This window comes from Gemmobacter nanjingensis, assembly GCF_014652195.1.
Lineage (GTDB): Bacteria > Pseudomonadota > Alphaproteobacteria > Rhodobacterales > Rhodobacteraceae > Gemmobacter > Gemmobacter caeni.
Window position 1 is genome coordinate 192172 of the sequence record NZ_BMYI01000001.1, and the last position, 26134, is coordinate 218305.

Below are 26134 nucleotides of genomic sequence, written 5' to 3' on the forward strand. Positions count from 1 at the left end.
GGAACCCCGGGGGCGCTGCCCCCGGACCCCCGGGATATTTTCAGACAGAAAATGACACATCAGTGCGCCACCCCGGCCGCCACCGACTCGTCGATGAACTGGCCTTCGCGGAAGCGCCACATGTTGAACTCGGCCGCGAGCGGGCCGGGTTCGCCCTTGGCCATCAGCTCGGCCATGGCCCAGCCGGAGCCGGGGATCGCCTTGAAGCCGCCGGTGCCCCAGCCGCAGTTGATGAAGCAGTTGCCGAGCGGGGTTTTCGAGATGATGGGCGAGCGGTCGCCGGTCATGTCGACGATACCGCCCCATTGCCGCAGCATCTTGAGCCGCGAAATCATCGGGAAGGTTTCAACCAGCGCGCGGAGCGTTTCCTCGATATGGTGGAAGCTGCCGCGCTGGGTGAAGTTGTTGAACCCGTCTGTGCCGCCGCCGATGACCATCTCGCCCTTGTCGGATTGCGACATGTAGCCGTGGACGGTGTTGGCCATGACCACCACATCCATGCAGGGCTTGATCGGTTCCGACACCAGCGCCTGAAGCGCGAGGCTTTCGACCGGCAGGCGGAAGCCCGCCATATCGGCCACCTGCCCCGAATGCCCGGCGACGACGATGCCGAGTTTCCGGGTGCCGATGAAGCCCTTGGTGGTTTCAACGCCCGTCACCTGCCCGTTTTCGGACCGGACGCCCGTGACCTCGCATTGCTGGATGATATCCATGCCCATGGCCGAACAGGCGCGGGCATAGCCCCAGGCCACGGCATCGTGCCGCGCCGTGCCGCCACGCGCCTGATAGAGCGCGCCGAGAACCGGGTAGCGCGGGCCGTCGATATTGATGATCGGCACCAGCTCCTTCACCTTTTCCGGCCCGATCCATTCGGTCTTGACGCCTTGCAGGTTGTTGGCGTGCACCGTGCGCAGGTAGCCGCGCACCTCGTGATGGGTCTGCGCCAGCATCAGGAGGCCGCGCGGGCTGAACATCACGTTGTAGTTCAGATCCTGGCTCAGATCTTCGTAAAGGCTCAGCGCCTTGTTGTAGATCGCGGCCGACGGGTCCTGGAGATAGTTCGACCGGATGATGGTCGTATTCCGCCCGGTGTTGCCACCGCCCAGCCAGCCCTTTTCCAGAATCGCCACATTGGTGATCCCGTAGTTCTTGCCAAGATAATAGGCGGTGGCGAGGCCATGCCCCCCCGCGCCGATGATGATGGCGTCATAGGCGGGTTTGGGCGCGGGCGAGCGCCAGGCTTTTTCCCATCCCTGGTGATAGCGCAAAGCCTCGCGGGCGATGGCAAAGACCGAATAGCGTTTCATGGGTTGTCAAACTCCCGTCCCGGGTATGGAGCAGTCATGCCCTGACGGCGGAAAATATCCGCCTGCCGAAGCGGCACAATGGGGAAAATTGCGACATCATGTCGACCCCCTGTCGCCGGGCTGGCGGCATTTCGGGCTTTTGCCGCGCGGGACGAGGCACTACATGGGTTGGGAAGGCGCCACAGGGGCGCGGGAGAGGCGTCGCATGTGGACTTTCTGGCTTATGGCGGGGGCTTTGGCGCTGGGCAGCGGCATCGCCTTGCTGATGGGCTTCCGGCGCGGTGCGGGCGCGGCGGCGGAGGTTCCGGCCTCGGCGCTGGATGTGCAGCTGTATCGCGACCAGCTGGCGGGGATCGAACGCGACGCCGCGCGCGGGACAATCGCGGCAGAAGAGGCCGGGCGTCTGCGCACCGAAATCTCGCGTCGCCTGCTGGAGGCTGACCGGCAGAGCCGCGCCGCCGGAACCACCCGCCTTGCCGAAGGGCCGCGTCTGGGCTTGCCGGTGGTTGTGCTGGCACTGGCCGGGGCCGGTGCGCTTTACTGGAGCCTGGGCGCGCCGGGCTATCCCGACATGCCGATGGCCGCGCGGCTGGCCATGTCGGAAAAGCTGCGGGAGAACCGCCCGTCGCAGGCCGTGGCCGAGGCAGATGCGCCCGCGCCGGTGCTGCCGCAGGGCGCGGATGCCGAATATCTGTCGCTGATGGAAAAGCTGCGCAGCACCGTGGCCGAACGGCCCGACGACATTCGGGGCCAGCGCCTGCTGGCGGAAAACGAGGCCCGGCTGGGCGATTACCGCGCGGCCTATGCCGCGCAACGCGAGGTGATCCGGCTGGCGGGGGATGCCGCCACCGCCGAGGATTATGCGCTGCTGGGGGAAATGCTGGTTTATGCGGCGGGGGGCTATGTCTCGCCCGAAGCCGAGGCCGCGCTGACCGAGGCGCTGCGCCGCGATCCGAAGAATACGGCGGCGCTGTATCTTTCCGGCCTGATGTTCGCGCAGGTCGACCGGGCGGACCGCACCTTTGCCCTGTGGCGCAGCGCGCTTGAGTCTGCGGCACCGGATTCGCCCTGGGTGAAACCGCTTCAGGAACAGATCGGTGACATGGCCGCGCGCGCCGGTGTCCGGTATCAGCCGCCCGGCGCCGCTGCTGGCCCGATGGCGGGCATGATGCCTGGCCCTGGCGCCGGGGATGTCGCCGCAGCGGCCGAGATGTCGGCCGAGGACCGGCAGGCGATGATCGAAGGCATGGTCGAGCGGCTGAACGAACGGCTGGCGACCGAGGGAGGCAGCGCCGACGAATGGGCGCGCCTGATCGGGGCGCTGGGGGTGCTGGGCCAGACCGACCGCGCGCGCGCGATCTGGACCGAGGCGCAGGGTCGCTTTGCCAGCATGCCCGAAGATCTGGCGAAGGTGCGCGCCGCCGCCGCGCAGGCCGGGGTGGCGGAATGAGCTTCGAGGACGCGGCCGATTTCACCGCCACCCTGCCCCGCATGGGGGCGCTGGCGGGGCTTGATCTGGGCACCAAGACCATCGGTGTGGCTTTTTCCGACGTGATGCGCGGCGTGGCGACGCCAGACCGCACGATCCGGCGCGAGAAATTCACGCTGGATGCCGAGGCGCTTCTGAAGCTGCTGGCAACGCGGCAGACGGTCGGCATTGTGATCGGCCTGCCGCGCAACATGGATGGCAGCGAAGGTCCGCGCGCGCAATCGACCCGCGCCTTCATCCGCAATCTGGAAAAGCTGACGCCGCTTCCGGTGCTGTTCTGGGATGAACGCCTGTCCACCGTGGCCGCCGAACGCGCGCTGCTGGAGGCGGATACGTCGCGCAAGCGTCGCTCCGAGGTGATCGACCATGTGGCGGCCGGGTTTATCCTGCAAGGGGCGCTGGACCGGCTGGCGCATCTGCGGCGGGAGGCCGAACGTGACGGATGAGATCTGGAAACGGGCCGAAGTCGACAGCCCCTGCGTCAAGATCTGCGTGATCCACCCGGAAGCGCGGCTTTGCGTCGGCTGTTATCGCAGCATTGACGAGATCGGCGCCTGGTCACGGATGACACCCGAGGCACGACGCGCCGTGATGGCAGACCTGCCGTCCCGCGCGCCCCGGCTGGTCAGGCGGCGCGGCGGGCGCGCCGGGCGACTGGAAGGCTGAACCGGCAACCGGCCCGGCCCTTGGCGGCATCGAGCCGCCGCGTGCCGACTGCCGTGGAAGGCGGCGCGGGCGCGCTAAGCCGCCAGCCAGGTTGCGACATCCGCCATCAGCGGGCGGAAATAGGCGATGATGCGGCCCTCGGCCGGGGCCTTGGCGTCCTTGGCCCAAGGGGCGACGCCATGCAGCAGGTGCCGGTGCATCAACACCGCCTGACCGGGCCGGGACGGCACGGCGACCCGACGGCAGGTTTCAAAACACTGCCTGCGCGCGGCGGTATAGGCATCGGTGATGTCCACCTCGGCCCATTGTGAAGGCGGATGCGGCGCCAGCGCTGCGGCCAGCGCGGCTTGCAGGTTGCGGTGGCTGCCCTCCCACACCACCAGCGGCGCGGCCTCGGGGTCGGTTTCGTTCAGGGCCATGCCCAGGATCCAGCGATGCGGCTCGGCGATGCGGCGGCGTTTCGCGGCATCGGCCAGAAGCCCGTCCAGATGCGCGGCATCACGGTCGCGGCGGAACGCAAAGGCCGCGGGCGTTTCCGCCTCGGACGGCTGCGGATAGCCGGGGCGCATGACGGAAAGCTGCGCCGGATGCAGCGGCTCGGGCGCAAGGCCCACCGCCTGCCACGGGAAACCGGCGCCCCCCATGGCGCCATCCGGTCCGTTCGGCAAGGCATCGACGCCGACAAACCATGTGCCGCCACAGCGCCATGGCTCGGCACTGTCACGCAGCACGGCTTCGGCCACCGGACGGGCCGCTGCCGCCCAGTTGGCGATTGCCGGATCGGGACCGATCCGGTGCCAGCCGCGCGCGCCTACCACCCCGCGGCCTTGCGCAGCATGTTCACCGCGACCACGAGGATGAACAGGGCGAAGGCACGCTTCAGCGGTTTGGCATCCATCGCATGGGCGATGCGCACCCCGATGGGCGTGGTGATCAGCGTCATCGCCACGATCACGGCAAAAGCGGGGAAGTTGATCGCGCCCAGGGTGCCGGGCGGCGCCTGATCGACATGCAGCGTCAGGAAGCCGATGGCCGAGGGGACCGAGATGATCAGCCCGAAACCCGCTGCTGTGGCGACCGCGCGATGGATCGGCAGGTTGTAAAGCGTCATCATCGGGACCCCGAAGGTGCCGCCGCCAATCCCCATCAGCACCGAGAAGAACCCAAGCCCGCCCCCCAGCACCGGCCGCAGGCCGCCGCGCGGCATTTCCGGCCCCAGCCGCCAGTCGGCGCGCCCGAATGCCATATAAAGTCCGGCAATCAGGCCAAGACAGCCGAAGATCGCCTGAAGCGTGACGGATTTCAGGCGGCTCGCCAGCAGGAAGCCCGCCACCGACCCGACCGCGATGTAGATTGCCCAGCCCTTCAGGATTTCCCAGTCCACTGCGCCCTTGCGGTTATGGGCCAGCACCGAGCGAACCGAAGTGACGATGATCGTGGCCAGCGAGGTCGCCAGACAGACCTGCATCAGTTGCGGACCGCCATAGCCCAGATGCGAGAAGGCGTAATAGAAGGCGGGCACCAGAACGATCCCTCCGCCGACCCCCAGAAGGCCCGCGATGATCCCGGCGAAACCGCCGATCACGACAAGCAGCGCCAGCATCGGCAACAGGGTATAGATGTCGGGCATGATGCACCTTCCGCCTTGGATCGGCCCGACGCTAGCCGCAAGGCGCGGAAGGTTCCAGAGGTGCATTGTGCAGCGGCGCAGAAAAGGTTAGAGAGGGAGTCACTTTTTCTAACGGTTTTCCCATGTCCGCGTCATCCTTCCTGCGCCCGGCACTCGTGCTCGGGCTTTTGTCCGCCGTTGGCCCCTTCGCCATCGACATGTATCTGCCTGCCATGCCCGAGATCGGCCAAAGCCTGAATGCCAGCGTGCCCGCCATGCAGGCCACGATCACCAGCTATTTCCTCGCCTTTGGCGTGGCGCAGCTGATCTATGGCCCCTGGGCGGATCAGGCCGGACGCAAGCTGCCGCTTTATGCGGGGCTGGCGATCTTTCTGATCGGCTCGGTCCTGTGCACGCTGGCCCCCTCGACCGAGGCGCTGATTGCCGGGCGCTTCGTGCAGGGTCTTGGCGGGGCGGCGGTGATGGTGGTGCCGCGCGCGGTGATCCGCGACATGACGACGGGGCACGAGGCGACACGGCTGATGGCGGCCATCATGCTGGTGATTTCCGTCTCGCCCTTCCTTGCACCGCTGGCAGGCGCCGGTCTGATGATGCTGGCGGGCTGGCGGGCGATCTTCGGCATTCTGGTGGTGGCCACATTGGCCAGCCTTGCGATGACCCGCTTTCTGCTGGCCGAAACCCTGCCGCCCGCGGCGCGGCAGCCGGTCTCGGTCTCGGCCATGCTGCGCGGCACCCGGCATCTGCTGACGCATCGCAGCTTCATGGCGCTGACCTTTCTGGGTGGCTTCGGCATGGCGAGCTTCTTCGTCTTCATCGCCTCCGCCTCTTTCGTCTATGCGGCGGCCTTCGGCCTGACGCCCACGCAATTCTCGCTGGCTTTCGCGCTGAATGCGGTAGGGTTCTTTGGTGCCTCGCAGATGGCGGCGCGGCTGGGCATGCGCTTTGGCGCGCAGACGGTCATGGTGCGGGCGACCACCGGCTTTGCCGTGTTCACCATCGGGCTGTTCCTGCTGGCGCTGGCAGGGATTTCCGGCCTCTGGCTGACCATCGGCGGGCTGTTCCTCGCCAATGCCTGCCTCGGGCTGGTGATCCCCACCGCCATGGTGGTGGCGCTGGAGGAACACGGGCCGATTGCCGGTCTGGCCTCGTCGCTGGGGGGGACGATGCAGATGCTGGCCGGGGGCGTGATGATCGCGGTTTCCGCGCCGTTCTTCGATGGCACGGTGCTGCCGATGCTGGCGGCCATCGCGCTTTGCGGCGCGCTCGCCTTCGTGCTGGCACTGGTGGTGGCGCGGCTGCCCGCACCCGAGGCTCAGCCCTCGGCCTGAACGGCCATTGCGCGCTGCACCTCGGACAATGCAGCATCCAGCAGGTCAAGCCCCGCACCGGGGCGCGAGGCCCCTTCCGACAGCACGCGGCGCCAGCCGCGTGCGCCGGGCAGGCCGGTGAACAGGCCAAGCATATGCCGCGTCACCTGATGCAGCCGCCCGCCCGCCGCAAGATGCGCCGCGATATAGGGCTTCATCGCCGCGACCACCGCCGCACGGTCCGGCGCATGATCTTCGCCCCACAGCGCATCCGCCCCGATCAGCGCGTTTCCCGGATCGTGATAGGCGGCACGCCCGATCATCACCCCGTCCAGCCCCTCGGCCAGCAGCGCACCCGCCTGTTCCAGCGTGGCAATGCCGCCGTTGATGCAGATGGTCAGTTCCGGGAACCGCCGCTTCATCGCCAACACCAGCGGGTAATCGAGCGGCGGGATCTCGCGGTTTTCCCTGGGGCTGAGGCCCTGAAGCCAGGCCTTGCGGGCATGGACCACAAAATGCGTGACCCCTGCCCCGGCGACGGTTTCGATGAAGCGCGGCAGGATCTCCTCCGGGTTCTGGTCATCGACACCGATCCGGCATTTCACCGTCACCGGCACATCGCTTTCCGCCGCCATGGCGCGCATGCAATCCGCCACCAGCGCCGGGCGCTCCATCAGCACCGCACCGAAACAGCCCGATTGCACCCGATCCGACGGACAGCCACAGTTCAGGTTGATCTCGTCATAGCCCCAGCCCTGCGCAATGGCGGTGGCCCGTGCAAGTTCGCCCGGATCGGACCCGCCGAGTTGCAGGGCGACAGGATGTTCCTCGGCGCTGAAATCCAGGAGCCGTGCCTTCGGCCCGTGCAGGATCGCCGGCGCGGTGACCATCTCGGTGTAAAGCATCGCCCGCCGCGTCATCAGCCGGTGGAAAAACCGGCAATGCCGGTCCGTCCAGTCCATCATGGGCGCAACGGACAGGCGGGAGGCCGTAGATAAATATTGTTTTTCTATTTTATCAGTCACTTATCTTCGCCTTGCCTTCGCCTCGTTCCGGCCTGTTCTGTACCAAATACGCCGATTTCGACGCTGAACTTGGCACAATGTACCAAATAGAATTCCCATGTACCAAGTCCGGAGGTCATCATGGGTTCGATCAGTATACGCAAGCGAAAGGATGGCAGCAGCAGATACCTTGCGCGCGTGCGAGTGATGCGAGAAGGAACCTCCTATCATGAGACAAAGACCTTTGACAGGCGCCCTGCCGCAACCGCCTGGATAAAGAACCGCGAGAAAGAGCTAGCAAAGCCTGGTGCGCTGGAAGGGCTGAACGTATCTGACCCTTCGCTGTCCAAAGCGATTGAGTGCTACACCGAAAAAACGGGGAAGGACATCGGTCGCACAAAGGCCCAGGTCCTCAGGACCATCGCCACCTACCCGATCGCCGATCTGCCCTGCTCCACCATCAAGTCGAAGGATATCATCGAGTTCCTTCAGTCTCTGCCCGGACAACCTCAAACCGTCGGGAACTACGCCAGCCATCTCGCCTCCATATTCGCCATAGCACGGCCGATGTGGGACTTTCGGCTGGATGATCGGGAGATGAGAGACGCGATCACCGTCGCGCGCCGTATGGGGATCATCTCGCGTTCCGCGCAGCGGAACCGCAGGCCCACCCTCGATGAACTCGACCGGCTGCTGGCTCACTTCATTGATCGGCGCCAGAGAACGCCTCAGGCCATGCCCATGCACAAGGTGATCGTGTTCGCTCTCTTCTCGACGCGCCGACAGGCAGAGATCACCCGACTCACCTGGGATGATTTCCAGAAGGAACACAAACGCGTTCTGGTCCGTGACATGAAGCATCCCGGCGAGAAGCTCGGAAACGATACCTGGGTCGATCTGCCCGAGGAAGCCATTCGGATCATCGACAGCATGCGCAAGAGCAAGGCTGAGATCTTCCCCTACTCTCCGGACGCGATCACGGCCAACTTCACCCGCGCTTGCAAGCTGCTCGGAATCGAAGATCTGCACTTCCACAATCTGCGCCACGAAGGCATTTCTCGGCTGTTCGAAAGGGGCTGGAACATTCCTCATGTCGCAGCGGTCAGCGGACACAGGTCATGGGTTAGCCTGAAACGCTATACGCACATCCGCGAAACCGGTGACAAATATGCAAACTGGCCGGGCTTGCAGCTCGCAACCGGCGACACATGATGCGCCAGTTCGTCAATCTCATCGAAAGGACCCGCGCATCACCCTAGGTTCTGCCAAGTACAGACATCAACTTTCATAGCCGCTGAATGCTGTGATAGAGGCAGGTTAGCGATATGCCGTCCATCCTATTGGCACCCTATTCATCCATGAACTTTCTCTGGTAGCGCTCCTCCGGCGAAACCCACTGCTCGATGAATGATAGCGGATCGAGATCGCCGAGCATCGAGCGCGCCAAACGTAGCCGGGTTTCCAGATGCACGCGCCGCTCTCCGTCCACCATCTGCATATGCTTTTCGGCCTCGACGAAGAACATCTCGACGGAGAGCGCCTTGGTCCAATCCGCCATGATATCCGAAAGCTGTTGAAGGCTCTCGGAGCGGGCCTTCGCCTCACTGCGCTTATCCTCTTCGCCGAACCCGCCGGGAGCGGTCAGCGCCTGAAGGTCGCCCCTCCGGATCAGAAGTTGCAGCGCGCAAAGATCGAAGAGCGGGAGACCGTCCGCCACGACCGGAAATATGGTCAGTATGGGCATGGTACCATCTGGTCGCCGCTCCGACCGACAATTGCGTACCTGGTCGCCATCCCGATCGGGCTGGTTCTGACGGAGATGACCGAGCGAGCGACTATGCGTTACCAAAATGGGAAGTACGTTCGTGAAAGCACGCTCGATCGACGACAGGGGCGGTCGATTTTGCAATCACACAGTTGGACGACAGAACAGGACCTGCCGTGCGGACGCCTTCGCTTGGTCGCTTATTCTCCGCACCCCGGAGTAGAGTGGCAGCTTTCATGGCAGGAGACCAGTAAGCGCTCACTTGATAGGGCGTTCGGCGAAGTGATCCGCAAGCTTGAAGGCTCGGTCGAAGAATTGAAGGCACTCATGGACGCGGCCGATGACGAGGCTGCCTGGAAGAAAAGGGAACAGGAGCTTCAATGGGAGCGCTGGCGGAGGGAGAACATCTCGACCGCCGGGCTCACCGAAGCGGAGGTCGCCGTCGGCGATACTTTCCGGCTGGGCGACGCGCTGATCCAGGTCTCGCAGGGGCGCCAGCCTTGCTGGAAGCTCAACCACCGCTTCGGCGTGGCCAACATGGCGCGGCGCGTGCAGCAGGCCGGGCGCACGGGATGGTATTACCGGGTGCTCCAGACCGGCACCGTTACCCCCGGGGACCGTCTGGAGCTGATCGACCGCCTGGCACCGGACTGGACTTTACGACGGCTCTGGCACGCTCTCTATGTGGACCGGATGAACCTGGTCGAACTAGAAGGCATCGCTGAGCTCGATGTCCTGGCCGAGGGCTGGCGCAAATACGCGCTCCGGCGGTTGGAAAGCCGCCGGGTCGAGGATTGGAGCGCAAGACTGGACGGCTCCGCATGAAAGCCCCCCCTTTCGTCATTTCCATCCAGAGCCAGGTGGTCTTCGGCCATGTGGGCAATTCCGCAGCGCTCTTCCCGATGCAGGCGGCAGGCCTCGAAGTGGCGGCGATCCCCACCGTGGTCTTCTCGAATACACCCGATTACCCGACCCTGCGCGGCGGCGCCCTGCCGCCCGAATTCTTTTCCGACCTGCTGCAAGGCGCTCGCGAACGCGGTCTCTCCGAGCGGGCGGATTACATTCTCACCGGCTATATCGGCTCGCTCGACGTGGCCGAGATGGTGGCGGATTTCGTGGCCGAGGCGAAGGCCGCGAACCCGCGCCTGTGCTACATCTGCGACCCGCCTCCCTTGAGGGAACCAGCCGATCGTTGACCCGTGGTGCGGATTTCCCCACTGTGTCGTGATGATTTACGTCCTAGCATATCCACAGTTTGACCCGAGGGCGACAGCGCTCCGCCATCAAGTTTCGCAAGACCTCATTGATTGCAATCAATATTCATGAGATACACCGACTTAAGATCAATCATCGGGACCAAGAACTGAATTTCATGGAGCAGGCGCAAAGGAATCCGTTTTCAGCTGCAGTAACCGTTTTTCACGAGCGCTGGCTCCCCGAGGAGTCCACACCTGCGGGCTATGCTGCGCTGATCGATGCCTATGCGCTCGCAACGCCCCTGCCCCGGACACTTTCCGCCATCGGCCCACGTCACAAGGTCTACGAGGCTGACGGCTGGCGCCTCTACACGCCCCGCCATGAACCCGAGGCGAGCCTCATCGGTCATCTGACCTTCGCGCTGCGCTACGAGGGGCTGGATCTGGCAGTTCTCAAGCGGCTGTTCAAGGCAACCGGGCCAGAGCCGATCCAGGCCATTGTCGAGGCTGCCCCGACGGGCAGCTACGCGCGCAGGATCTGGTTCCTCTATGAATGGCTCCTCGGCGCGGAATTGGAGCTGCCCGACGCTACACGCGGCAATTACGCGCCCGTGGTCGATGCCAGGCTCCAATGGGACGCAGAGGGCGCCCCCTCGACGCGCCACCGGGTCCGCAACAACCTGCCCGGCACCCCGGATTTCTGCCCGATGATCTTCCGCACTCCGGCAATCGAAGCCTTCATTGCCCGCGATCTGGCAGCCGAAGCCCGCGCGGTACTGGCCGAGGTGCCCGCCGATCTGCTCGCGCGCACGGCGGCCTTCCTGCTGCTCAAGGATTCACGGTCGAGTTTCCAGATCGAAGGCGAGAACCCGCCCCAGGATCGTATCCGGCGCTGGGGCCAGATCATCGGTGACGCCGGGCGCCATCCGACCGACCGGGCAGAACTCGAACGCCTCCAACGCATCGTCATCGGCGATGCCCGCTTCGTCCATCTGGGCCTGCGGCAGGAGGGCGGCTTCATTGGCGAGCACGACCGCACGACCGGCGCCCCCCTGCCCGATCACGTCAGCGCCCGGCATGAAGACCTGCCTGCGCTGATCGCCGGGCTCGAAGCGTTCGACCGCGATATCGCCCCGCGGCTCGACCCTGTTCTGGCGGCCGCCAGCCTCGCCTTTGGCTTCGTCTACATCCACCCGTTCGAGGACGGCAACGGGCGCCTTCATCGCTACCTGATCCACCACATTCTTGCTGCACGCGGCTTCAATCCGCCCGGGCTGGTCTTTCCGGTGTCGGCGGTGATCCTCGAACGGATCGAGGCCTATCGGCAGGTGCTCGAGAGCTATTCGCGTCGACTGCTGCCCCATGTCAGCTGGCGCCCAACCGATCGCGGGAACGTCGAGGTGCTGAACGACACCGGCGATTTCTATCGCTTCTTCGATGCCACGCCCCATGCCGAATTCCTCTTCGCCTGCGTGGCCCAGACCATCGACCATGACCTGCCAGCAGAGACCCGGTTCCTGCGTGCCTATGACGGGTTCAAGTCCCGCGTCTCGGGCCTGATCGACATGCCGGACCGCGTGCTCGACCTGCTCTTTCGCTACCTGCACCAGAACGGTGGCAGGCTTTCCGGACGCGCCAGAGCGAAAGAGTTCGCCGCTCTGACCGATGAGGAGGCTGACCGGATCGAAGCCATCTATGCGGAGTTGCGGGAGGAGTTCTGAGGCCGAACCTCCTCACCCAAACCGTTGGCCGGCTTCAGTGAAGGTGTAGCCGTTGGCGACGATGGTCTCATCGACGACGTCATCCGACGACAGATAGTCAAACTCGCGCTTGAGCTGGCGGTAGAGCCAGCGGGCCAGATCGCGCAACGCCTTGATAACCACCTCCTCGGCGTCGGCGGTCAAGTCCTGCCAGCTCGGACTATCACGCTCGACCGAGATCGCCATGCAGTACTCATGGTAATAATGGCCGCGATGGGTGGCTTCGGCGCGAAGCTGGTAGAAATTTCGACGCTGGATCACCTGCAGGGCATCGGCGATGCAGTGAAGCTCGGTGTCCTGCGGTGCGTATTCCCTGATCCGGCGTGGGGCGCCCTTGCGGTAGGCATAGAAGATTTCGAAGCACGCGCCATCCCCCTGGCTCCAGAAGCCTCGGAACCAGATGCAAGGCTCCCGTCGGGTGCCGCCGCCCATCAACCGGACGGTTCGGGTCTTGAGGTTCAGCCCGAGGATTTCGGCGACGCGCTGGAAATCCTCATAGACGGCATCGTACCAGTTATGGTCGAAGCCACCCAGACCTTCCCCCCGTCCGTGATCATGGATGCCCGCTGACGCGGGCGAAGACGAAGACCACGACACCTAGTCGAATGAGCGAGAGGGGGGCCAGCTAGGTCCCTTTTCCTTGTCGGTGGCCTGCCGATGGCCCCGCGTTAGCGGGAAATGCCCCCAAGCCTGAAATTCAGCTTGAAGACAATTTTTTATGTTTTTTATCATATATTTGCGTGAATCTCGAAAGCGTGGCATAGCTAGATCACCGAAGCGCAAACGGAAGCCGAAAGGAGGCCCGCCGATGCCAAGATGACCTAGAGAAAGGAGATACACGCTTGGACACTACCTTGATGCTCATGGCCCGCTACGAAGGCCGCCCCATCCTGCCGGTGGAAGTAATCTGCAAGGACTTCTTCCCCCACCTGACCCGCGAAAAGTTTCTGCGTAAGGTGGCGGACGGCGCAATCAAGCTGCCCCTTGTACAGATCGAAGGTTCGCAGAAGAGCGCGAAGGGCGTGGACCTGCGCGACCTCGCGGCGTACTATGACGAACGGCGGGAAGCCGCCCGGAAGGAATTCCACCAGCTTCACGGGTGACGCTCAGTCGCCCTTCTGTATGACTTCCGTATGACCTACCGAAAACGCGCCGCCTAACCAATTGGTTATGCGGCGTTTTTCATTCTGTCGGTAAAATCCATCATAGGCGCCACGGAAAGTTTGTGCGAGGGATACATCGGTGCGGGTTCTGTCATAGGCAGGGCGCCCGTCCGGCGAAGGCAGGGGCCGGTTCGGGCTGGATTACAAGGGCGTCGCTATACACACCTGCGACGACGGGGCCAAGCCATCCGGGCGATTTTGGCATTTTCCGTGCTGCATCGCACGCGGATCGGTGATCTAGAAGATGTAAACTACAGGACAGCCGATGCCGAATCCTTCCGTCACCCTCCTGACCGGCCGCGCCGCCCCCCTAACGGAGCGGGATATCCTCAGCGGCATCGTCAAGACGCCTGTCGACCGGCCCCTGTCGCTTGGCCCCGGCGGGCTTGACGGTGACGAGCAGGCCGACCTGCGCGTGCATGGCGGGGTGGAAAAGGCCGTGCATCACTATCCGCTGGATCACTATGCCCTGTGGCGGGCCGAACTGGGCGACCTGCCCCCGTTGCGCGCGCCGGGCGGCTTTGGCGAGAATATCTCCGCCGCCGGACTGACCGAGGCGGATGTCGCGGTGGGCGATGTGTTCCGGCTGGGCAGCGCCATCCTGCAGGTGTCGCAGGGGCGTCAGCCCTGCTGGAAGCTGAGCCACCGTTTCGCCGTGCCCGACATGGCGCGGCGCGTGCAGCAAAGCGGGCGCACCGGCTGGTATTACCGTGTGCTTCAATCCGGCACGGTGGCCCCCGGCGACCCGTTGGAACGGATCGAACGTCCCGCTCCGGAGTGGAGCCTGCACCGGCTCTGGCATGCGCTCTATGTCGACCGGCTGAACCAAGCCGAGCTGGAGGGTATCGCCACCCTTGACCTGCTGGCCGAGGGCTGGCGCAAATATGCGGTCCGGCGGCTGGAAAGCGGCCGGGTCGAGGACTGGAGCAACAGGCTGGACGGCCCCGCATGACCCCGCCCCCTTTCGTGATCGCCATTCAAAGCCAGGTCGTCTTCGGCCATGTCGGCAATTCCGCCGCGCTGTTTCCAATGCAGGCGGCGGGGCTGGAGGTGGCGGCCATCCCCACCGTGGTGTTTTCCAACACCCCGAATTACCCCACGCTGCGCGGTCGCGCCCTGCCGCCGGAGTTCTTTTCAGACCTTCTGCAAGGCGCGCGCGAACGCGGGCTGGCGGAGCGGGCGGACATTCTGCTGACCGGCTATATCGGCTCGCTGGATGTGGCGCTGATGGTGGCCGATTTCGTGGCCGAGGCGAAAACGCTGAATCCGCGGCTGACCTATTTGTGCGACCCGGTGATGGGCGATGCGGGGCCGGGCCTTTATGTGCCCGAGGCAATTGCCGATGTGATGCGCAACCGCCTGTTGCCGCTGGCCGATCTGGCGACGCCCAACCCGTTTGAACTGGGCTGGCTGACCGGAGGGACAACCCGCACGCTGGCGGATCTGCAAACCGCGCGTGACAGGCTGACGCTTGCCCCAGCGGCGCGACTGATCGTGACCGGCTGCGCGCTGGAGGATACGCCAGAAGGCCATATCGAAAGCGTCATCCTTGGCCCCGGAGGAACAAGCCGCCACCCGACACCGCATCTGCCGATTGCCCTGCCCGGCACTGGCGATCTGTTCGCCGGGCTGGTGGTCGCGGGTCTGGGCCGGGGGCTGACGCTGCCCCGCGCGGTGGAAACCGCGCAGGTGCTGACGGCACGCGCGCTGGCCCATGCGCAGGCGCTTGGCGCGGGCGAGGTGGTGCTGACCGAACCGGAGTTCCGCCGCGCACTGCTGACACTGGGAAGCCCCTGACCGGCGCCTCAGCCCTCGCGCCCGTCGGCCCCCAGCAGCGCCGCGAGTTCGATGGCATTGCGCACCCCCATCTTGGCCAGAACCCGGCCGCGATGCACCTCGACCGTGCGCATGGCGATGCCAAGCTGGTCAGCGATCTGCTTGTTCAGCGCCCCGGTCAGCATGGCGCGCAGCACCTCGTCCTCACGACCCGACAGGGTGGCGCGGCGGGCGGCCAGATCGCGCCGCGCCGCCGCCTCGGCCTCGGCCGCCTGATGGGCGGCGATGGCGCGCAGGGCCAGATCGACGATCTGGTTGTCATTGAACGGCTTTTCCACGAAATCGAAGGCCCCGGCCTTCAGCGTGCGCACTGCCACCGGCACATCGGCATGTCCGGTCAGAAAGATCACCGGCACCGGATTACCCATGGCGCGCAGCCGTTCAAACACCTCCGGGCCGGAAAGCTCGCCCATGCGCACGTCAAGGATGACGCAGGCGCAATCCTCCAGCGGCTGCGCGGCCAGAAATTCCTCACCCGAGGCCCATCCCCGCGCCGCCACCCCGCGCGAGGCCAGAAGGAAGGCCAGCGCGTCGCGGATCGCCTCTTCATCATCGACGATATGGATCATCCCGCTCATTCCGCTGCCCTTTCCTGTTCCCCGGCCACCGGCAGGCTGACCCGGAATACCGTGCCGCCCGAGGCCGCCGCGCGATGGGTCAGCTGCCCGCGGTGCAATTCGATGATCGAACGGCAGATCTTCAGCCCCATGCCCATCCCCTGTGCCTTGGTGGTGGCGAAGGCGTCGAACAGCCGCCCCGCCACCTCGGGCGCGATGCCCGCGCCACGGTCCTCGACCTCGATCACCGCCTGCCCCTCGTCCTGCACCAGCCGCACCGTCAGCGTATCGCCGGACCGCGTGTCGCCCATCGCCTCCATCCCGTTGCGGATCAGGTTGATCAGCACCTGTTCCAGCAGAATCCGGTCCGCTGCGACGCGGGGAACGGCGGAAATCCCGGTCACCAGCCGGACACGGTGTTCGCGTGCATCCGCCGCCAGAAAGCCCACGGTTTCCTCGATCACCTCATCCAGCGCGATCTGCGAAAACTGCGGCTCGCGCTTCTTCACCAGATCCTGAATGCGGCGGATGATCAACCCGGCCCGGCCCGCCTGCTGCGCCAGTTTCTCGGTCGCGCCGCGCAACATGGCCGGATCGGCGCGGCCGCTGTCCAGCAGGTTCAGGATGCCCGCCGCGTATGAGGCGATGGCCGACAGCGGCTGGTTCAGCTCATGCGCAAGGGTCGAGGCCATCTCGCCCAGCGTCACCAGCCGCCCGGTGCGCGCCATGGTTTCATCCTGTGCACGGGCCAGACGGGCGGCGCGTTTGGCTTCGGTGATGTCGATGACCGATCCCATCCAGCCGCGATGCGCGCCCTTCGCGTCAATCAGCGGCGCCTCGTAGACCTGCACGTCGATTTCCTGTCCGTCGCGGCGGCGAAAGCGCGTCTCGAAGCTCTGGCTGATTGCACCGCCCGCCGCCAGTGCGCGATGGCGGGCCTGCGTCTCGTCCAGCCGGGCCGGGTCCCAGTAGGGCATCGGCGGGTGATGCCCGACAAGCTCGCCCGCCTGCCAGCCGACCAGATTGCAGAAGGCGGAATTGACGTAGAGAATGCGGCCCTGATGGTCCTTGGCGCGCAGGCCCACGGTCAGGCTTTCCTCCATCGAGCGGCGAAAGGCCGTTTCACCGCGCAGCCGCAATTCGGCGTTGCGCCGCCGCTCGGCCGTGCGGAACAGCACCAGAAGCGCAAGGATGGCAAAAGCGGCCAGCCCCGCGATGGCCCCGATCATCAGGGCCGACCGGAAGCCCGCGGGCGCGTCATAAGCGGTGATGCGCAGCAATGTGCCCCGGATCGGCGGGTCAAAACTGATGGCATGCGAAGGGTTTGCCGGGTCCGGCTCCAGCCGCTGCCGTTCGGCCAGCACCCGGTCATCCCCGGCAAGGATGCGCACGCCATATTGTTCGGCGATCCACCACGGCACATGGCGGTCCAGCATCACCGGCAGGGCCACGGTCGCGCTGACATAACCGCTCTGCCCCGGCAGCGGCAGCGCCAGGGTCACGCGCCCGTCGGCGCCGACCGCGCCGTAGACCGGACGCGTCGCCTGTGCGCCGGTGCGCCGCAACAGCGCCACCAGATCGGCGTCACTGGCAGCCCCCGCGCCGGGCAGCGCGCGGGCCGGGCGGCCATTGGCATCATACCAGACGATCGACAGGAGTTCGGGATTGTTGGCGATATGAAGCCGCCCCCGTGCATCCAGCGCCTGCGGTGGCACGCCCCCCGCCGCATCCAGCGCCAGCCGCACCAGCATGTCCTCGTCCACCGACAGCTGGAAGCGCAGGGTCTGTTCCACCCACAGCGCATCGGTGGCCAGCTTCACCCGTGCCTGTTCGGCCTCGCTGCGGCTGACGGCCCAGACCAGCGCGCCCACCGTGGCGACCAGCGCCACGATGGCAACCAGCGGCACCAGCGACAGCAGATCCAGCCGCCGCAGTCGCGGCCGCCCACCCTCGACCGCCCAGGGGTCGCCCTCTGCCCCCGGCGGAACCGCCGATGCCGCCCGCGCCTCCTTGCCCTGCGCCAGTGCCGTAACCTCCCCCTGCGCCGCATGCCCCTGTTAGCGGGCGAATTGCGGAAACCCACAATAGCGGTGGCGCGTCCCGGCTGGCAAGAAGGTGAGGACCGCCGGGAGGGCGGAGAACACGGAGGAGATTCCCATGCTGACACGTCGCAGCCTCGCCCGCCTTGCGGGTGCCGCCGTCATCGCGCTTTCGACCGCGCTGCCCGCGCTGGCCGAACCCATCGTCATCAAGTTCAGCCACGTCGTCGCCCCCGACACACCCAAGGGCAAGGGCGCCGAGAAGTTCAAGGAACTGGCCGAAGCCTATACCAACGGTGCGGTGAAGGTCGAAGTTTACCCCAACAGCCAGCTTTACAAGGACAAGGAAGAGCTGGAGGCGCTGCAACTGGGCGCCGTTCAGATGCTCGCCCCGTCGCTGGCGAAATTCGGCCCGCTGGGCGTGCAGCAGTTCGAGCTGTTCGACCTGCCCTTCCTCATGGGCAGCTATGACGATCTGCGCAAGATCACCGATGGCGAGGTCGGCAAGGGCCTGCTGGCCAAGCTGCAGGACAAGGGCATCACCGGCCTTGCCTACTGGGACAACGGGTTCAAGATCATGTCGGCCAACTCGCCGCTGCATGTGCCCGATGATTTCCTCGGCCTGAAAATGCGCATCCAGTCCTCGAAGATCCTTGAGGCCGAAATGCAGGCGCTGGGGGCCGTGCCGCAGGTCATGGCCTTCTCCGAGGTCTATCAGGCGCTGCAAACCGGCGTTGTCGACGGCACCGAGAACCCGCCGTCGAACATGTATACCCAGAAGATGAACGAGGTTCAGAAGCACGCGACGCTGTCGAACCACGGCTATCTGGGCTATGCTGTCATCGTGAACAAGGCTTTCTGGGATGGCCTGCCGGAAGATGTGCGCGCCAATCTCGACAAGGCCATGGCCGAGGCGACCGTCTATGCCAACTCGATCGCCAAGGAAGAGAACGACAAGGCGCTGGAAGCGATGAAAGCCGCCGGAACCACCGAGTTCCACGAGCTGACGGACGAAGAACGCGCCGAATGGGTGGCAGCGCTGAAACCCGTGCATGAGCAGATGGCAGACCGTATTGGCGCCGATCTGATCCAGCAGGTCTATACTGCGCTCGGCACCAACTGATCCGGCCTTCCCCAGAGACCGGGTCCACCACCTGCGGGGGCACCACCGCGTGCCCCCCTTTTCACAGCCGCCGCCCGGACCGGGGCCGCCGCTTACCCCAACGAGGTTCGCCATGATCCTGCGCATCCTCGACCGCTTCGAAGAAATCCTCATATCGCTTCTCATGGCTGCGGCCGTGACGCTGATCTTCGTGGCGGTCGTTCACCGCTTTTCCATCGGCTTTGCCGCCGATCTTGTCGCCTGGGGCCGATCTGCCGATATGGCCTGGCTGCAATCCTTCGGCCGTTCGGCCTTCAAGGCCATCAATTCGATCAAGCTGACCTGGGCCCAGGAAGCCTGTATCTATCTGTTCGTCTGGATGGCCAAGTTCGGCGCCGCCTATGGCGTGCGACAGGGCATCCATGTCGGCGTCGACATCCTTGTCGAGCGGCTCGAGGGCAATACCCGCAAGCTCATCACCATCATCGCCATGTCGGGCGGCATCCTGTTCACCGCGATCATCTCGTGGATCGGCACGGATTTCGTCTACCACGTCTATCACGGTGGCCAGACCTCGCCCGATCTCGAAATCAAGATGTGGCTGATCTACCTGGCGGTGCCGCTTGGCTCGGCCCTGATGTGCTTCCGCTTCATACAGGCTTTGTATCTGTATCTGACCACCGGCTACATCGCCCATCACGACCATGGCGCCGTGGACGGGCTTGAGGACGAGGCCGACGATCTGGCCAAGGGAGGCCACGCATGACCGCGCTCATCATCTTCCTCATCCTCGCGCTGCTGCTGGTCACGGGGATGCCGGTCTCCATCGCGCTGGGTCTGACCGTCTTCACCTTCCTGTTCGGCTTTACCGAAATCCCGATGGATTCCATCGCGCTGAAGCTGTTCACCGGGATCGAGAAGTTCGAGATCATGGCGATCCCGTTCTTCATCCTTGCCGGCAACTTCCTCACCCATGGCGGGGTCGCGCGGCGGATGATCCGCTTTGCCACCTCGATGGTCGGGCACTGGTATGGCGGCATGGGTCTGGCCTCGGTTCTGGCCTGCGCGCTGTTTGCCGCCATCTCGGGCTCCTCGCCCGCGACGGTGATGGCGGTGGGTTCCATCCTGATCCCGGCCATGGTGAAACAGGGCTACCCGCCCCAGTTCGGCGTGGGCACCATTGCCACCGCAGGCGGGCTTGGCATCCTGATCCCGCCCTCCATCGTGATGGTGATGTATTCGGTCGCCACCTCGGGCATGGTCGTCACCGGCGCTGACGGGCAACCCGTGCTGTCGGCCTCCATCGGCACGCTGTTCATGGCGGGTGTGGTGCCGGGCCTGATGCTGGCGGCGATGCTGGGCGGCACGACGATCTTCCGCGCCTGGAAGAATGGCTATCCGCGCATGCCCCGCGCCTCGATGCGCGAACGGCTGAACGCCTTCCGCGAAAGCGTCTGGGGCCTCATGCTGATCGTCATCATCATGGGCGGCATCTATGGCGGCATCTTCACGCCGACCGAAGCCGCCGCCGTCAGCGCCGTTTATGCCTTCATCGTGGCGGTCTTTGTCTACAAGGACATCAAGCTGACCGAAGTGCCGAAGGTGCTGCTGTCCTCGGCCGCAATGTCGGCGATGCTGCTTTACATCATCACCAATGCCGTGATGTTCGCCTTCATCCTGACATCGGAGCAGATCCCGCAGGCGCTGTCGGACTGGATCGTCAGCCTTGGCCTTGGCAAGATCGGCTTCCTTCTGATGGTCAACGTCATGCTCCTGTTCATCGGCATGGTGATGGAGCCTTCGGCCATCGTGCTGATCATGGCGCCGATCCTCTATCCGGTGGCGGTGAAGCTGGGCGTCGATCCGGTGCATTTCGGGATCATGCTGGTGGTGAACATGGAGATCGGGCTTTGCACGCCGCCCGTGGGTCTGAACCTTTACGTCGGTTCTGCCATATCCCGGCTGGGGTTGACCGAGGTGACGCGCGCCACCTTCCCCTGGCTGGTCACGGCGCTGCTGTTCCTGATGATCGTGACCTACATACCCGAGGTCTCGCTCGCCTTCCCCAGAATGCTGGGCATGAACTGACGGAAAGGCCGGGCCCTGCGCCCGGCCTTTTCATTCGGTGCCCTGCCCCGCACGCATGAAAAAGGGGGCAGGTTGCCCTGCCCCTGAAGTTCGATGAAAGATCCGTGGTCGGGATGGGCTCAGAAGCCCATCACCAGCGACACGCCCAGCTTGTTGTCGGTGCGGATCGCACGGCTGTCGTTGTATTCGGTCAGATAGCTGACGCGGGTCGCGAACTTGTCGGTCATCTTGAAGTTCACGCCGAGGTCGTTGTTGATCCGCAGTGCGGTATCCGAATACAGGATGTCCGTATCGTTGGTCGCGAACACGTTCTCGTTGAACTTGTAGAAGAACCGCGACGAGGCGATGTAGCCGGTTTCGGTTTCGCTGTTGTCCAGACCATCCTTCAGATAGCTCACGCCGATACCGGCCTGTACGCGCCAGGTCATGTCCGGGGTGTTGACGACGCGGTAGCCCGGACCGAAGCCGAGGAAGGCGTCCGTCTTCACGTCCCCTGCGGTCGCGGCCAGGCCATCGGTTTCCACCCGGCCCAGAACGAAGGCATAGAAGCTGTCGTTGAAGTAGTAGTTCGCATCATAGACCGCGAACACATCTTCCTTGGTCTTCACGCCATCATCATCCGCGAAATCCAGCGCGACGCCGATGTTCTGCACCCAGGGACCCGAGGCATAGCGCATCCGGGCGCCGGCGGTGAATTCCTGGCTTTCATTGTTGCCGGTCTTGCCCGAGTAGCCCAGCGAGGCCGAGCCCGAGAAACCCTGACGGAATTCCGGGTTCGAGAAACGGGCCGCATCTTCGGCGCGCGCCATATCCTCGGCCACGGCCTCGTCGATATCGTCGATACGGTCATTCAGGTCACGCGTACCAGTCAGATCAGTCTGCGCCATGGCCGGAGCCGCGATCATCAGCGCCAGAGCCGAGACTGCAACATTTTTCCAGATCGTGGTCATCTTGATATCCTTTCACTAACAAGAGCGGGTGCATCGCACTTCCGCTGCTCACGAATGGACACCTAATCCTTTGATTTATCTGGACAATATTAAGAAAACTCGGGTCAGCCTCAAGAATTACTCGTCTCCTTCCCCCTTGAAACCTCCGGTCGGCTGCCCCGAGGCCAAATATTCAGCCTCGGGGGGGATTTAGCGACGCTCCGGCGCCGGTCAGAGGTCATCCAGAAGGTCGTTCACCTCTTCATCCAGACGGGCGACCACCGCTTTCAGTGTCGATTCCGCAACATCGGCAAGCTCTGTTTCCAGGTCAGAACGCCAGATCACCCAGGATTCCAGCGTGAAATTCGGCGCGTCTTCCACAAGATGCAGTTGTCCGGCATCCAGGAAGGGCTTCACATAGCGTGCAGGCAGATAGGCCGCAAAGGGGCGCGACCGGATGTAGCTGCCAACCAGCGTGCCCAGGGAAAGCTGGAAATTCGGGATCGGCAGTTCCGGCAGCGCGGTTTCATGGAAGCGCAGGAAATCCGGGCCCCAGTCCGCGAGGATATAATATTTGCTTATGTCCTCAATCTGGCAATCCTCTGTCGGAGCGACCAGAACAAGTTGGTCCTCCAGCAAGGGCTCGCAGCGCAGTCCGGTGCGCGCGATGGGGGTGAAGCTCAGCCCCACATGCATCTCGCCTTCAGCCATCCGGCGCAGGATCGTCTCCCCCCCGCCCAACTCGGCCCGCAGCGTCGCCTCGGGCAAGGCGGTCTTCAGCCCGTCGAGCCAGCGAAACCCCAGCCGCGGCCACAGCGCGGCTTCGGCACCTATGGTCAGGCTGGCGGGTTCCGCTTCCATCGCGCCGACCTGGCGGCGCGCCTGATCCCAGCTTTTCAGGATTGACCAGGCATGGCGGCGGAACTCCCGCCCCGCCGGGGTGGGTTCGACCCCGGTCTTGTGCCGCAGGAACAGCGGGCGGCCAAGCTGGTCTTCCAGCCGCTGCACCCGCAGCGAGACCGCCGATTGCGTTACATGCAGCCGCTCGGCCGCAGAGGCAAAAGCGCCGGTGTCTATCACTTCAAGGAAGGTCCGAAGCAGCTGCATATCCATTGCACATTCTCCACTGGTCCCAGTGGAAAGGAACATGCGGCAGCGCAGGTTCCAAGTGCAGGGGGAATTAATGCAAAGAGGTTTCCAGCCGGTCCCGCTCACTTCGTGACGCGCGGGCCTCCCGACTGTAACATCCCGTTATCGCGGTCGGTTCCCGCGCGGCAGGATTTTCAGCGGCGCGGAAAACCGGACTTGGCGGCACGCGCCTCGACCTGCACGGGGATCAGTTCACGGCGCACGACCGGCGCCCTGGTGCCGCCGCGCGGACCTTCGTCATCCTGCGCCTGGCGCATCACGGCAATCGCGAACTGCGCACCTGCGAAGATGACCCCGTTGCTCACGAACAGCATCAGACCCGCCAGCCAGCCCATTTCGGTTTCCAGCACCAAATGGCCCAGATTGCCGATGTTGAACCACACGAGCAGCGCCACGAAAACGGCGGCGAGCGCATAGCCGATGGCCACATTGACGATATAGAGCCGGACAAGCTTGGGCATGACGAATCCTCCTGTCCCCCTGACCCTAACACTCCTGTCGCGGGGCACCAGCGCCAAACCGTCGCAGGTGCAGCATTTTATTGCGCGGAACAGGGCGCTGGCGGCAATTTGCCGAAACTCAGGGCGTTTGCGGAAGGAATTCCAGTTTCAGCCCGTCCGGCCCGGTCAGGATCAGCCGCCCGTCCCGCAGGCTCGCGGCATCGACCTCTGCCATCGCACCCAGATAGCGCGACTCGGCTTCCAGCGCCGGGCAGGCCATGCGGGTCGCGCCAAACATGCCGAAGCGGAAGGCGGGCAACTGCCCTTCGCGCGCCGCGAACCAGCGGTTGCAGGGCGCCTGCCCCGTGGCGCGGGCGGGGTCGGTCAGATCCAGTGTGGCCCGTTCGGCGAAGGTCTCGCCATTCAGCCGCTCCAGCCGCCAGACACGGGCCAGTTCGGCTTCGGTCGGCACGGGCTGCGAGGCGGACGGTTCGCCGCCCGGCTGACAGGCGGCGAGAAAAACGAGGGAAAGCGTGGCAAGTGGTTTCAACATCACAGGTCTCCTTTCCCCTTCCGACGCAGGTCGCCGGGCGATCCTTGGCGGATCAGGCGGAAAAAGCCTGCGGCTTTTCCTCACGCGCCATATGATCCAGAACCGCGTTGACGAATTTCGGTTCCTTGCCTTCGGGGAAAAACGCCTTCGCCACCTCGACGAATTCGTTGATCACCACCTTGGGCGGCGTATCCATCGCCACAAGTTCGGACCCCGCCGCGCGGAACAGTGCGCGCAGCACCGGGTCGATGCGGTCAATCGGCCATTTTGCCACCAGCGCCCGGTCGGTCATCTGGTCAATTTTGGCCTGCCAGTTCACGGCCTCGCTGACGATCTTGCGGAAATGGGTCAGATCGCCCTCCGCCATTTCGGTGCCGTCCTCGAAGACTTCACCAAACCGGAAGGCCTCGAATTCGCGCACCACACGTTCAACGGTCTGCGAAGAGGTTTCCATCTGGAACAGCGCCTGCACCGCAAAGAAGCGCGCGGCGGAGCGTTTCAGCTTGCCATCGGGTTTGCCGCTCATGCCAGATGCCCCCCTTCGGCGCGGAAACCGATGCCCTTGCGGGCTCCGGCCCAGCGACGGGCATGGGCGATCAGATGCAGCGCGGCAGCGGCGGCCCCGCCCCCCTTGTTCTGTCCGGCCGGATCGGCGCGAACCACGGCCTGTTCGCGGTTTTCCACCGTCAGAATGCCGTTACCGATGCAGGCGCCTTGCAGGCCCAGCAGCGTGATGCCGCGGCTGGAATCGTTGCAGACCGTATCGTAATGCGTGGTCTCACCCCGGATCACACATCCCAGACCGACATAGCCGTCGTAATTCGACAGCCGCTCCGCCAGCGCGATGGCCGAGGGGATTTCCAGCGCGCCGGGCACCTCGATCACTTCGGTTTCCGCACCGCAGGCGGCAGCCACGGCCTGCGCCCCCGCCACCAGATTGTCGGCGATGTCCTTGTAGTAGGGCGCCACGACGATCAGGAGCTTCACAGGCTTGTCAAACTGCGGCAGCGGCAGCGTGTAATGCTGTTCATTGGCGGCCATGGGTCACTCCTTGATCGCGCGGGTGCCGGAAATCGACAGGCCATAGGCATCCAGCCCCACGACCTTGGGCGCCTGATGGTTGGTGACCAGCGTGATTTCGGTCAGCCCCAGCGCGGCGAGGATCTGCGCGCCCAGCCCGTATTGCCGCAGCGTCTGCGGCGAGGCCTCCCCCGCCTCCACCAGTTTCATCGAAGTGTCGCGCAGCAGCACGACCACGCCGCGCCCCTCGGACGCGATGACCTTCATCGCCCCCGACAGCTCGCCCGCAGTTTCGACGCCGCCGATCCCCAGCACATCGGCCAGCGGATCCAGCGCATGCATCCGCACCAGCACCGGACCGGGCGCCGCGATATCGCCCTTGGTCAGCACCACATGTTCCGCCCCCTGAGCCACATCCGAGAAGATGCGCATGACCCATTCGCCACCGTGAACCGAGGTCACGCGGCGGACGGACGCCTCTTTCACCAGATTGTCGTGGCGGCGGCGATAGGCGATCAGGTCGGAAATCGTGCCGATCTTCAGGCCGTGACGCTGCGCGAACTGCACCAGATCGGGCAGCCGCGCCATGGTGCCGTCGTCATTCATGATCTCGCAGATCACCCCGGCGGGCTTCAGCCCGGCGAGACGCGACACATCGGTCGCGGCTTCGGTATGACCGGCGCGCACCAGCACGCCGCCATCACGGGCGCGCAGCGGAAAGATATGGCCGGGCGTCGCAATATCCTGCGGACCGGCCTTGTCGTCGATGGCCACCGCGATGGTGCGGGCGCGGTCGGCGGCGGAAATCCCGGTTTCCACCCCTTCGCGCGCCTCGATCGAGACGGTGAAGGCGGTTTCGTGGCGCGACGAGTTTTTCGACGCCATCAGCGGCAGGCCAAGCTGGTCGATCCGCGCACTGGAGAGCGTGAGGCAGATCAGCCCGCGCCCGTGCGTCGCCATGAAATTCACCGCCGCCGCGTCGCACATCTCGGCCGGGATCACCAGATCGCCCTCGTTCTCGCGGTCCTCATGGTCCACGAGAATGAACATGCGGCCCTTGCGGGCGTCTTCAATGATCTCCTCGGTCGAGGAAATGGCGTCGGAAAAGTCGGTCTTGTGTCCGGTCATGGCACG

General features: G+C 64.7%; 28 protein-coding genes and 1 pseudogene. 14 read left to right on the plus strand and 15 right to left on the minus strand.

Features of this window, described 5'->3' with window-relative positions:
* Positions 1-59 precede the first annotated feature (59 nt).
* On the minus strand, positions 60-1307 hold the full coding sequence (locus IE126_RS00975) for a sarcosine oxidase subunit beta family protein (protein ID WP_054303766.1): 1248 nt from the start codon (positions 1305-1307) through the stop codon (positions 60-62).
* Positions 1308-1512: 205 nt separating this feature from the next.
* Between IE126_RS00975 and ccmI the strand changes: the two genes are divergently transcribed.
* From ccmI to IE126_RS00990, 3 genes are read left to right on the plus strand one after another with little or no spacing between them, the layout of a single operon-like run.
* On the plus strand, positions 1513-2757 hold the full coding sequence (ccmI, locus tag IE126_RS00980; protein WP_189379932.1) for a c-type cytochrome biogenesis protein CcmI: 1245 nt from the start codon (positions 1513-1515) through the stop codon (positions 2755-2757).
* Positions 2754-3242, plus strand: a complete 489-nt coding sequence (ruvX, locus tag IE126_RS00985; protein ID WP_054303768.1) for a Holliday junction resolvase RuvX — start codon at positions 2754-2756, stop codon at positions 3240-3242. Before ccmI ends, ruvX begins: the two co-directional genes overlap by 4 nt.
* A complete protein-coding gene (locus IE126_RS00990; RefSeq protein ID WP_189379933.1) occupies positions 3232-3462 on the plus strand; it encodes a DUF1289 domain-containing protein in 231 nt (76 codons plus the stop codon). Before ruvX ends, IE126_RS00990 begins: the two co-directional genes overlap by 11 nt.
* A gap of 74 nt (positions 3463-3536) precedes the next feature.
* Here IE126_RS00990 and IE126_RS00995 read toward each other — a convergent pair whose 3' ends face one another.
* Positions 3537-4280, minus strand: coding sequence for a phytanoyl-CoA dioxygenase family protein (locus IE126_RS00995; RefSeq protein ID WP_189379934.1), 744 nt, complete (start codon positions 4278-4280; stop codon positions 3537-3539).
* Positions 4274-5092, minus strand: a complete 819-nt coding sequence (locus tag IE126_RS01000) for a sulfite exporter TauE/SafE family protein (RefSeq protein WP_054303771.1) — start codon at positions 5090-5092, stop codon at positions 4274-4276. The genes IE126_RS00995 and IE126_RS01000 overlap by 7 nt, the downstream gene beginning before the upstream one ends.
* Before the next feature lie 122 nt (positions 5093-5214).
* On the opposite strand from IE126_RS01000, the gene IE126_RS01005 reads away from it, so the two are divergent.
* On the plus strand, positions 5215-6420 hold the full coding sequence (locus IE126_RS01005; RefSeq protein ID WP_189379935.1) for a multidrug effflux MFS transporter: 1206 nt from the start codon (positions 5215-5217) through the stop codon (positions 6418-6420).
* On the opposite strand, the gene dusA is transcribed toward IE126_RS01005, so the two are convergent.
* Positions 6405-7424, minus strand: coding sequence for a tRNA dihydrouridine(20/20a) synthase DusA (dusA, locus tag IE126_RS01010; RefSeq protein ID WP_189379936.1), 1020 nt, complete (start codon positions 7422-7424; stop codon positions 6405-6407). The two genes, IE126_RS01005 and dusA, sit on opposite strands and share 16 nt — an antisense overlap.
* Before the next feature lie 120 nt (positions 7425-7544).
* Here dusA and IE126_RS01015 point away from each other — a divergent pair, with 120 nt between their 5' ends.
* A complete protein-coding gene (locus tag IE126_RS01015) occupies positions 7545-8615 on the plus strand; it encodes a site-specific integrase (RefSeq protein ID WP_189379937.1) in 1071 nt (356 codons plus the stop codon).
* A gap of 136 nt (positions 8616-8751) precedes the next feature.
* Here IE126_RS01015 and IE126_RS01020 read toward each other — a convergent pair whose 3' ends face one another.
* Entirely contained in the window at positions 8752-9147 is a 396-nt protein-coding gene (locus IE126_RS01020) for a hypothetical protein (protein WP_189379938.1), read from the minus strand.
* A 348-nt stretch (positions 9148-9495) separates the two neighbouring features.
* On the opposite strand from IE126_RS01020, the gene IE126_RS01025 reads away from it, so the two are divergent.
* From IE126_RS01025 to IE126_RS01035, 3 genes and pseudogenes are all read left to right on the plus strand, one after another.
* On the plus strand, positions 9496-9993 hold the full coding sequence (locus IE126_RS01025; RefSeq protein WP_268245795.1) for an MOSC domain-containing protein: 498 nt from the start codon (positions 9496-9498) through the stop codon (positions 9991-9993).
* Positions 9990-10334: pseudogene (locus IE126_RS01030) on the plus strand (pyridoxal kinase); the annotation flags it as partial. The gene IE126_RS01025 and the pseudogene IE126_RS01030, both read left to right, overlap by 4 nt.
* A gap of 206 nt (positions 10335-10540) precedes the next feature.
* Positions 10541-12085 (plus strand): Fic family protein, encoded by a 1545-nt coding sequence (locus IE126_RS01035; protein ID WP_189380324.1) that lies wholly within the window; start codon positions 10541-10543, stop codon positions 12083-12085.
* Between the two features lie 12 nt (positions 12086-12097).
* On the opposite strand, the gene IE126_RS01040 is transcribed toward IE126_RS01035, so the two are convergent.
* Positions 12098-12685, minus strand: coding sequence for an antitoxin of toxin-antitoxin stability system (locus IE126_RS01040; RefSeq protein ID WP_229825243.1), 588 nt, complete (start codon positions 12683-12685; stop codon positions 12098-12100).
* Positions 12686-12966: 281 nt separating this feature from the next.
* Here IE126_RS01040 and IE126_RS01045 point away from each other — a divergent pair, with 281 nt between their 5' ends.
* The 3 genes from IE126_RS01045 to pdxY all read left to right on the plus strand — a co-directional run bounded on the left by IE126_RS01045 (position 12967) and on the right by pdxY (position 15084).
* Complete coding sequence (locus IE126_RS01045; protein ID WP_229825145.1) at positions 12967-13227, plus strand: pyocin activator PrtN family protein; 261 nt, start codon at positions 12967-12969, stop codon at positions 13225-13227.
* Positions 13228-13552: 325 nt separating this feature from the next.
* Positions 13553-14239 (plus strand): MOSC domain-containing protein, encoded by a 687-nt coding sequence (locus tag IE126_RS01050; RefSeq protein WP_189379939.1) that lies wholly within the window; start codon positions 13553-13555, stop codon positions 14237-14239.
* Positions 14236-15084 (plus strand): pyridoxal kinase, encoded by an 849-nt coding sequence (gene pdxY, locus IE126_RS01055; RefSeq protein WP_054303775.1) that lies wholly within the window; start codon positions 14236-14238, stop codon positions 15082-15084. Before IE126_RS01050 ends, pdxY begins: the two co-directional genes overlap by 4 nt.
* Positions 15085-15092: 8 nt before the next feature.
* Here pdxY and IE126_RS01060 read toward each other — a convergent pair whose 3' ends face one another.
* Positions 15093-15701: a response regulator transcription factor gene (locus IE126_RS01060; RefSeq protein ID WP_108130445.1), complete on the minus strand. Its 609-nt coding sequence runs from the start codon at positions 15699-15701 to the stop codon at positions 15093-15095.
* Positions 15698-17704: a two-component system sensor histidine kinase NtrB gene (locus tag IE126_RS01065; RefSeq protein WP_407645984.1), complete on the minus strand. Its 2007-nt coding sequence runs from the start codon at positions 17702-17704 to the stop codon at positions 15698-15700. Before IE126_RS01065 ends, IE126_RS01060 begins: the two co-directional genes overlap by 4 nt.
* Positions 17705-17837: 133 nt before the next feature.
* Here IE126_RS01065 and IE126_RS01070 point away from each other — a divergent pair, with 133 nt between their 5' ends.
* From IE126_RS01070 to IE126_RS01080, 3 genes are all read left to right on the plus strand, one after another.
* Positions 17838-18842 (plus strand): TRAP transporter substrate-binding protein, encoded by a 1005-nt coding sequence (locus IE126_RS01070; protein WP_054303778.1) that lies wholly within the window; start codon positions 17838-17840, stop codon positions 18840-18842.
* A 112-nt stretch (positions 18843-18954) separates the two neighbouring features.
* Positions 18955-19587, plus strand: a complete 633-nt coding sequence (locus IE126_RS01075; protein ID WP_108130443.1) for a TRAP transporter small permease — start codon at positions 18955-18957, stop codon at positions 19585-19587.
* Positions 19584-20909: a TRAP transporter large permease gene (locus IE126_RS01080; protein WP_054303780.1), complete on the plus strand. Its 1326-nt coding sequence runs from the start codon at positions 19584-19586 to the stop codon at positions 20907-20909. The genes IE126_RS01075 and IE126_RS01080 overlap by 4 nt, the downstream gene beginning before the upstream one ends.
* A 119-nt stretch (positions 20910-21028) precedes the next feature.
* On the opposite strand, the gene IE126_RS01085 is transcribed toward IE126_RS01080, so the two are convergent.
* From IE126_RS01085 to ribB, 7 genes are all read right to left on the minus strand, one after another.
* Positions 21029-21859, minus strand: coding sequence for a DUF481 domain-containing protein (locus tag IE126_RS01085; protein ID WP_054303781.1), 831 nt, complete (start codon positions 21857-21859; stop codon positions 21029-21031).
* Between the two features lie 210 nt (positions 21860-22069).
* On the minus strand, positions 22070-22951 hold the full coding sequence (locus IE126_RS01090) for a LysR family transcriptional regulator (protein WP_054303782.1): 882 nt from the start codon (positions 22949-22951) through the stop codon (positions 22070-22072).
* A gap of 170 nt (positions 22952-23121) precedes the next feature.
* Complete coding sequence (locus IE126_RS01095; protein WP_189379940.1) at positions 23122-23448, minus strand: hypothetical protein; 327 nt, start codon at positions 23446-23448, stop codon at positions 23122-23124.
* A gap of 118 nt (positions 23449-23566) precedes the next feature.
* The gene (locus IE126_RS01100) at positions 23567-23980 is read right to left on the minus strand and encodes an META domain-containing protein (RefSeq protein ID WP_189379941.1); all 414 of its coding nucleotides are present in this window, start codon (positions 23978-23980) and stop codon (positions 23567-23569) included.
* A gap of 52 nt (positions 23981-24032) precedes the next feature.
* Complete coding sequence (gene nusB / locus IE126_RS01105) at positions 24033-24506, minus strand: transcription antitermination factor NusB (RefSeq protein WP_189379942.1); 474 nt, start codon at positions 24504-24506, stop codon at positions 24033-24035.
* Complete coding sequence (locus IE126_RS01110) at positions 24503-25021, minus strand: 6,7-dimethyl-8-ribityllumazine synthase (RefSeq protein WP_054303786.1); 519 nt, start codon at positions 25019-25021, stop codon at positions 24503-24505. Before IE126_RS01110 ends, nusB begins: the two co-directional genes overlap by 4 nt.
* Positions 25022-25024: 3 nt before the next feature.
* Positions 25025-26128 (minus strand): 3,4-dihydroxy-2-butanone-4-phosphate synthase, encoded by a 1104-nt coding sequence (gene ribB / locus IE126_RS01115; RefSeq protein ID WP_108130439.1) that lies wholly within the window; start codon positions 26126-26128, stop codon positions 25025-25027.
* Positions 26129-26134 lie beyond the last annotated feature (6 nt).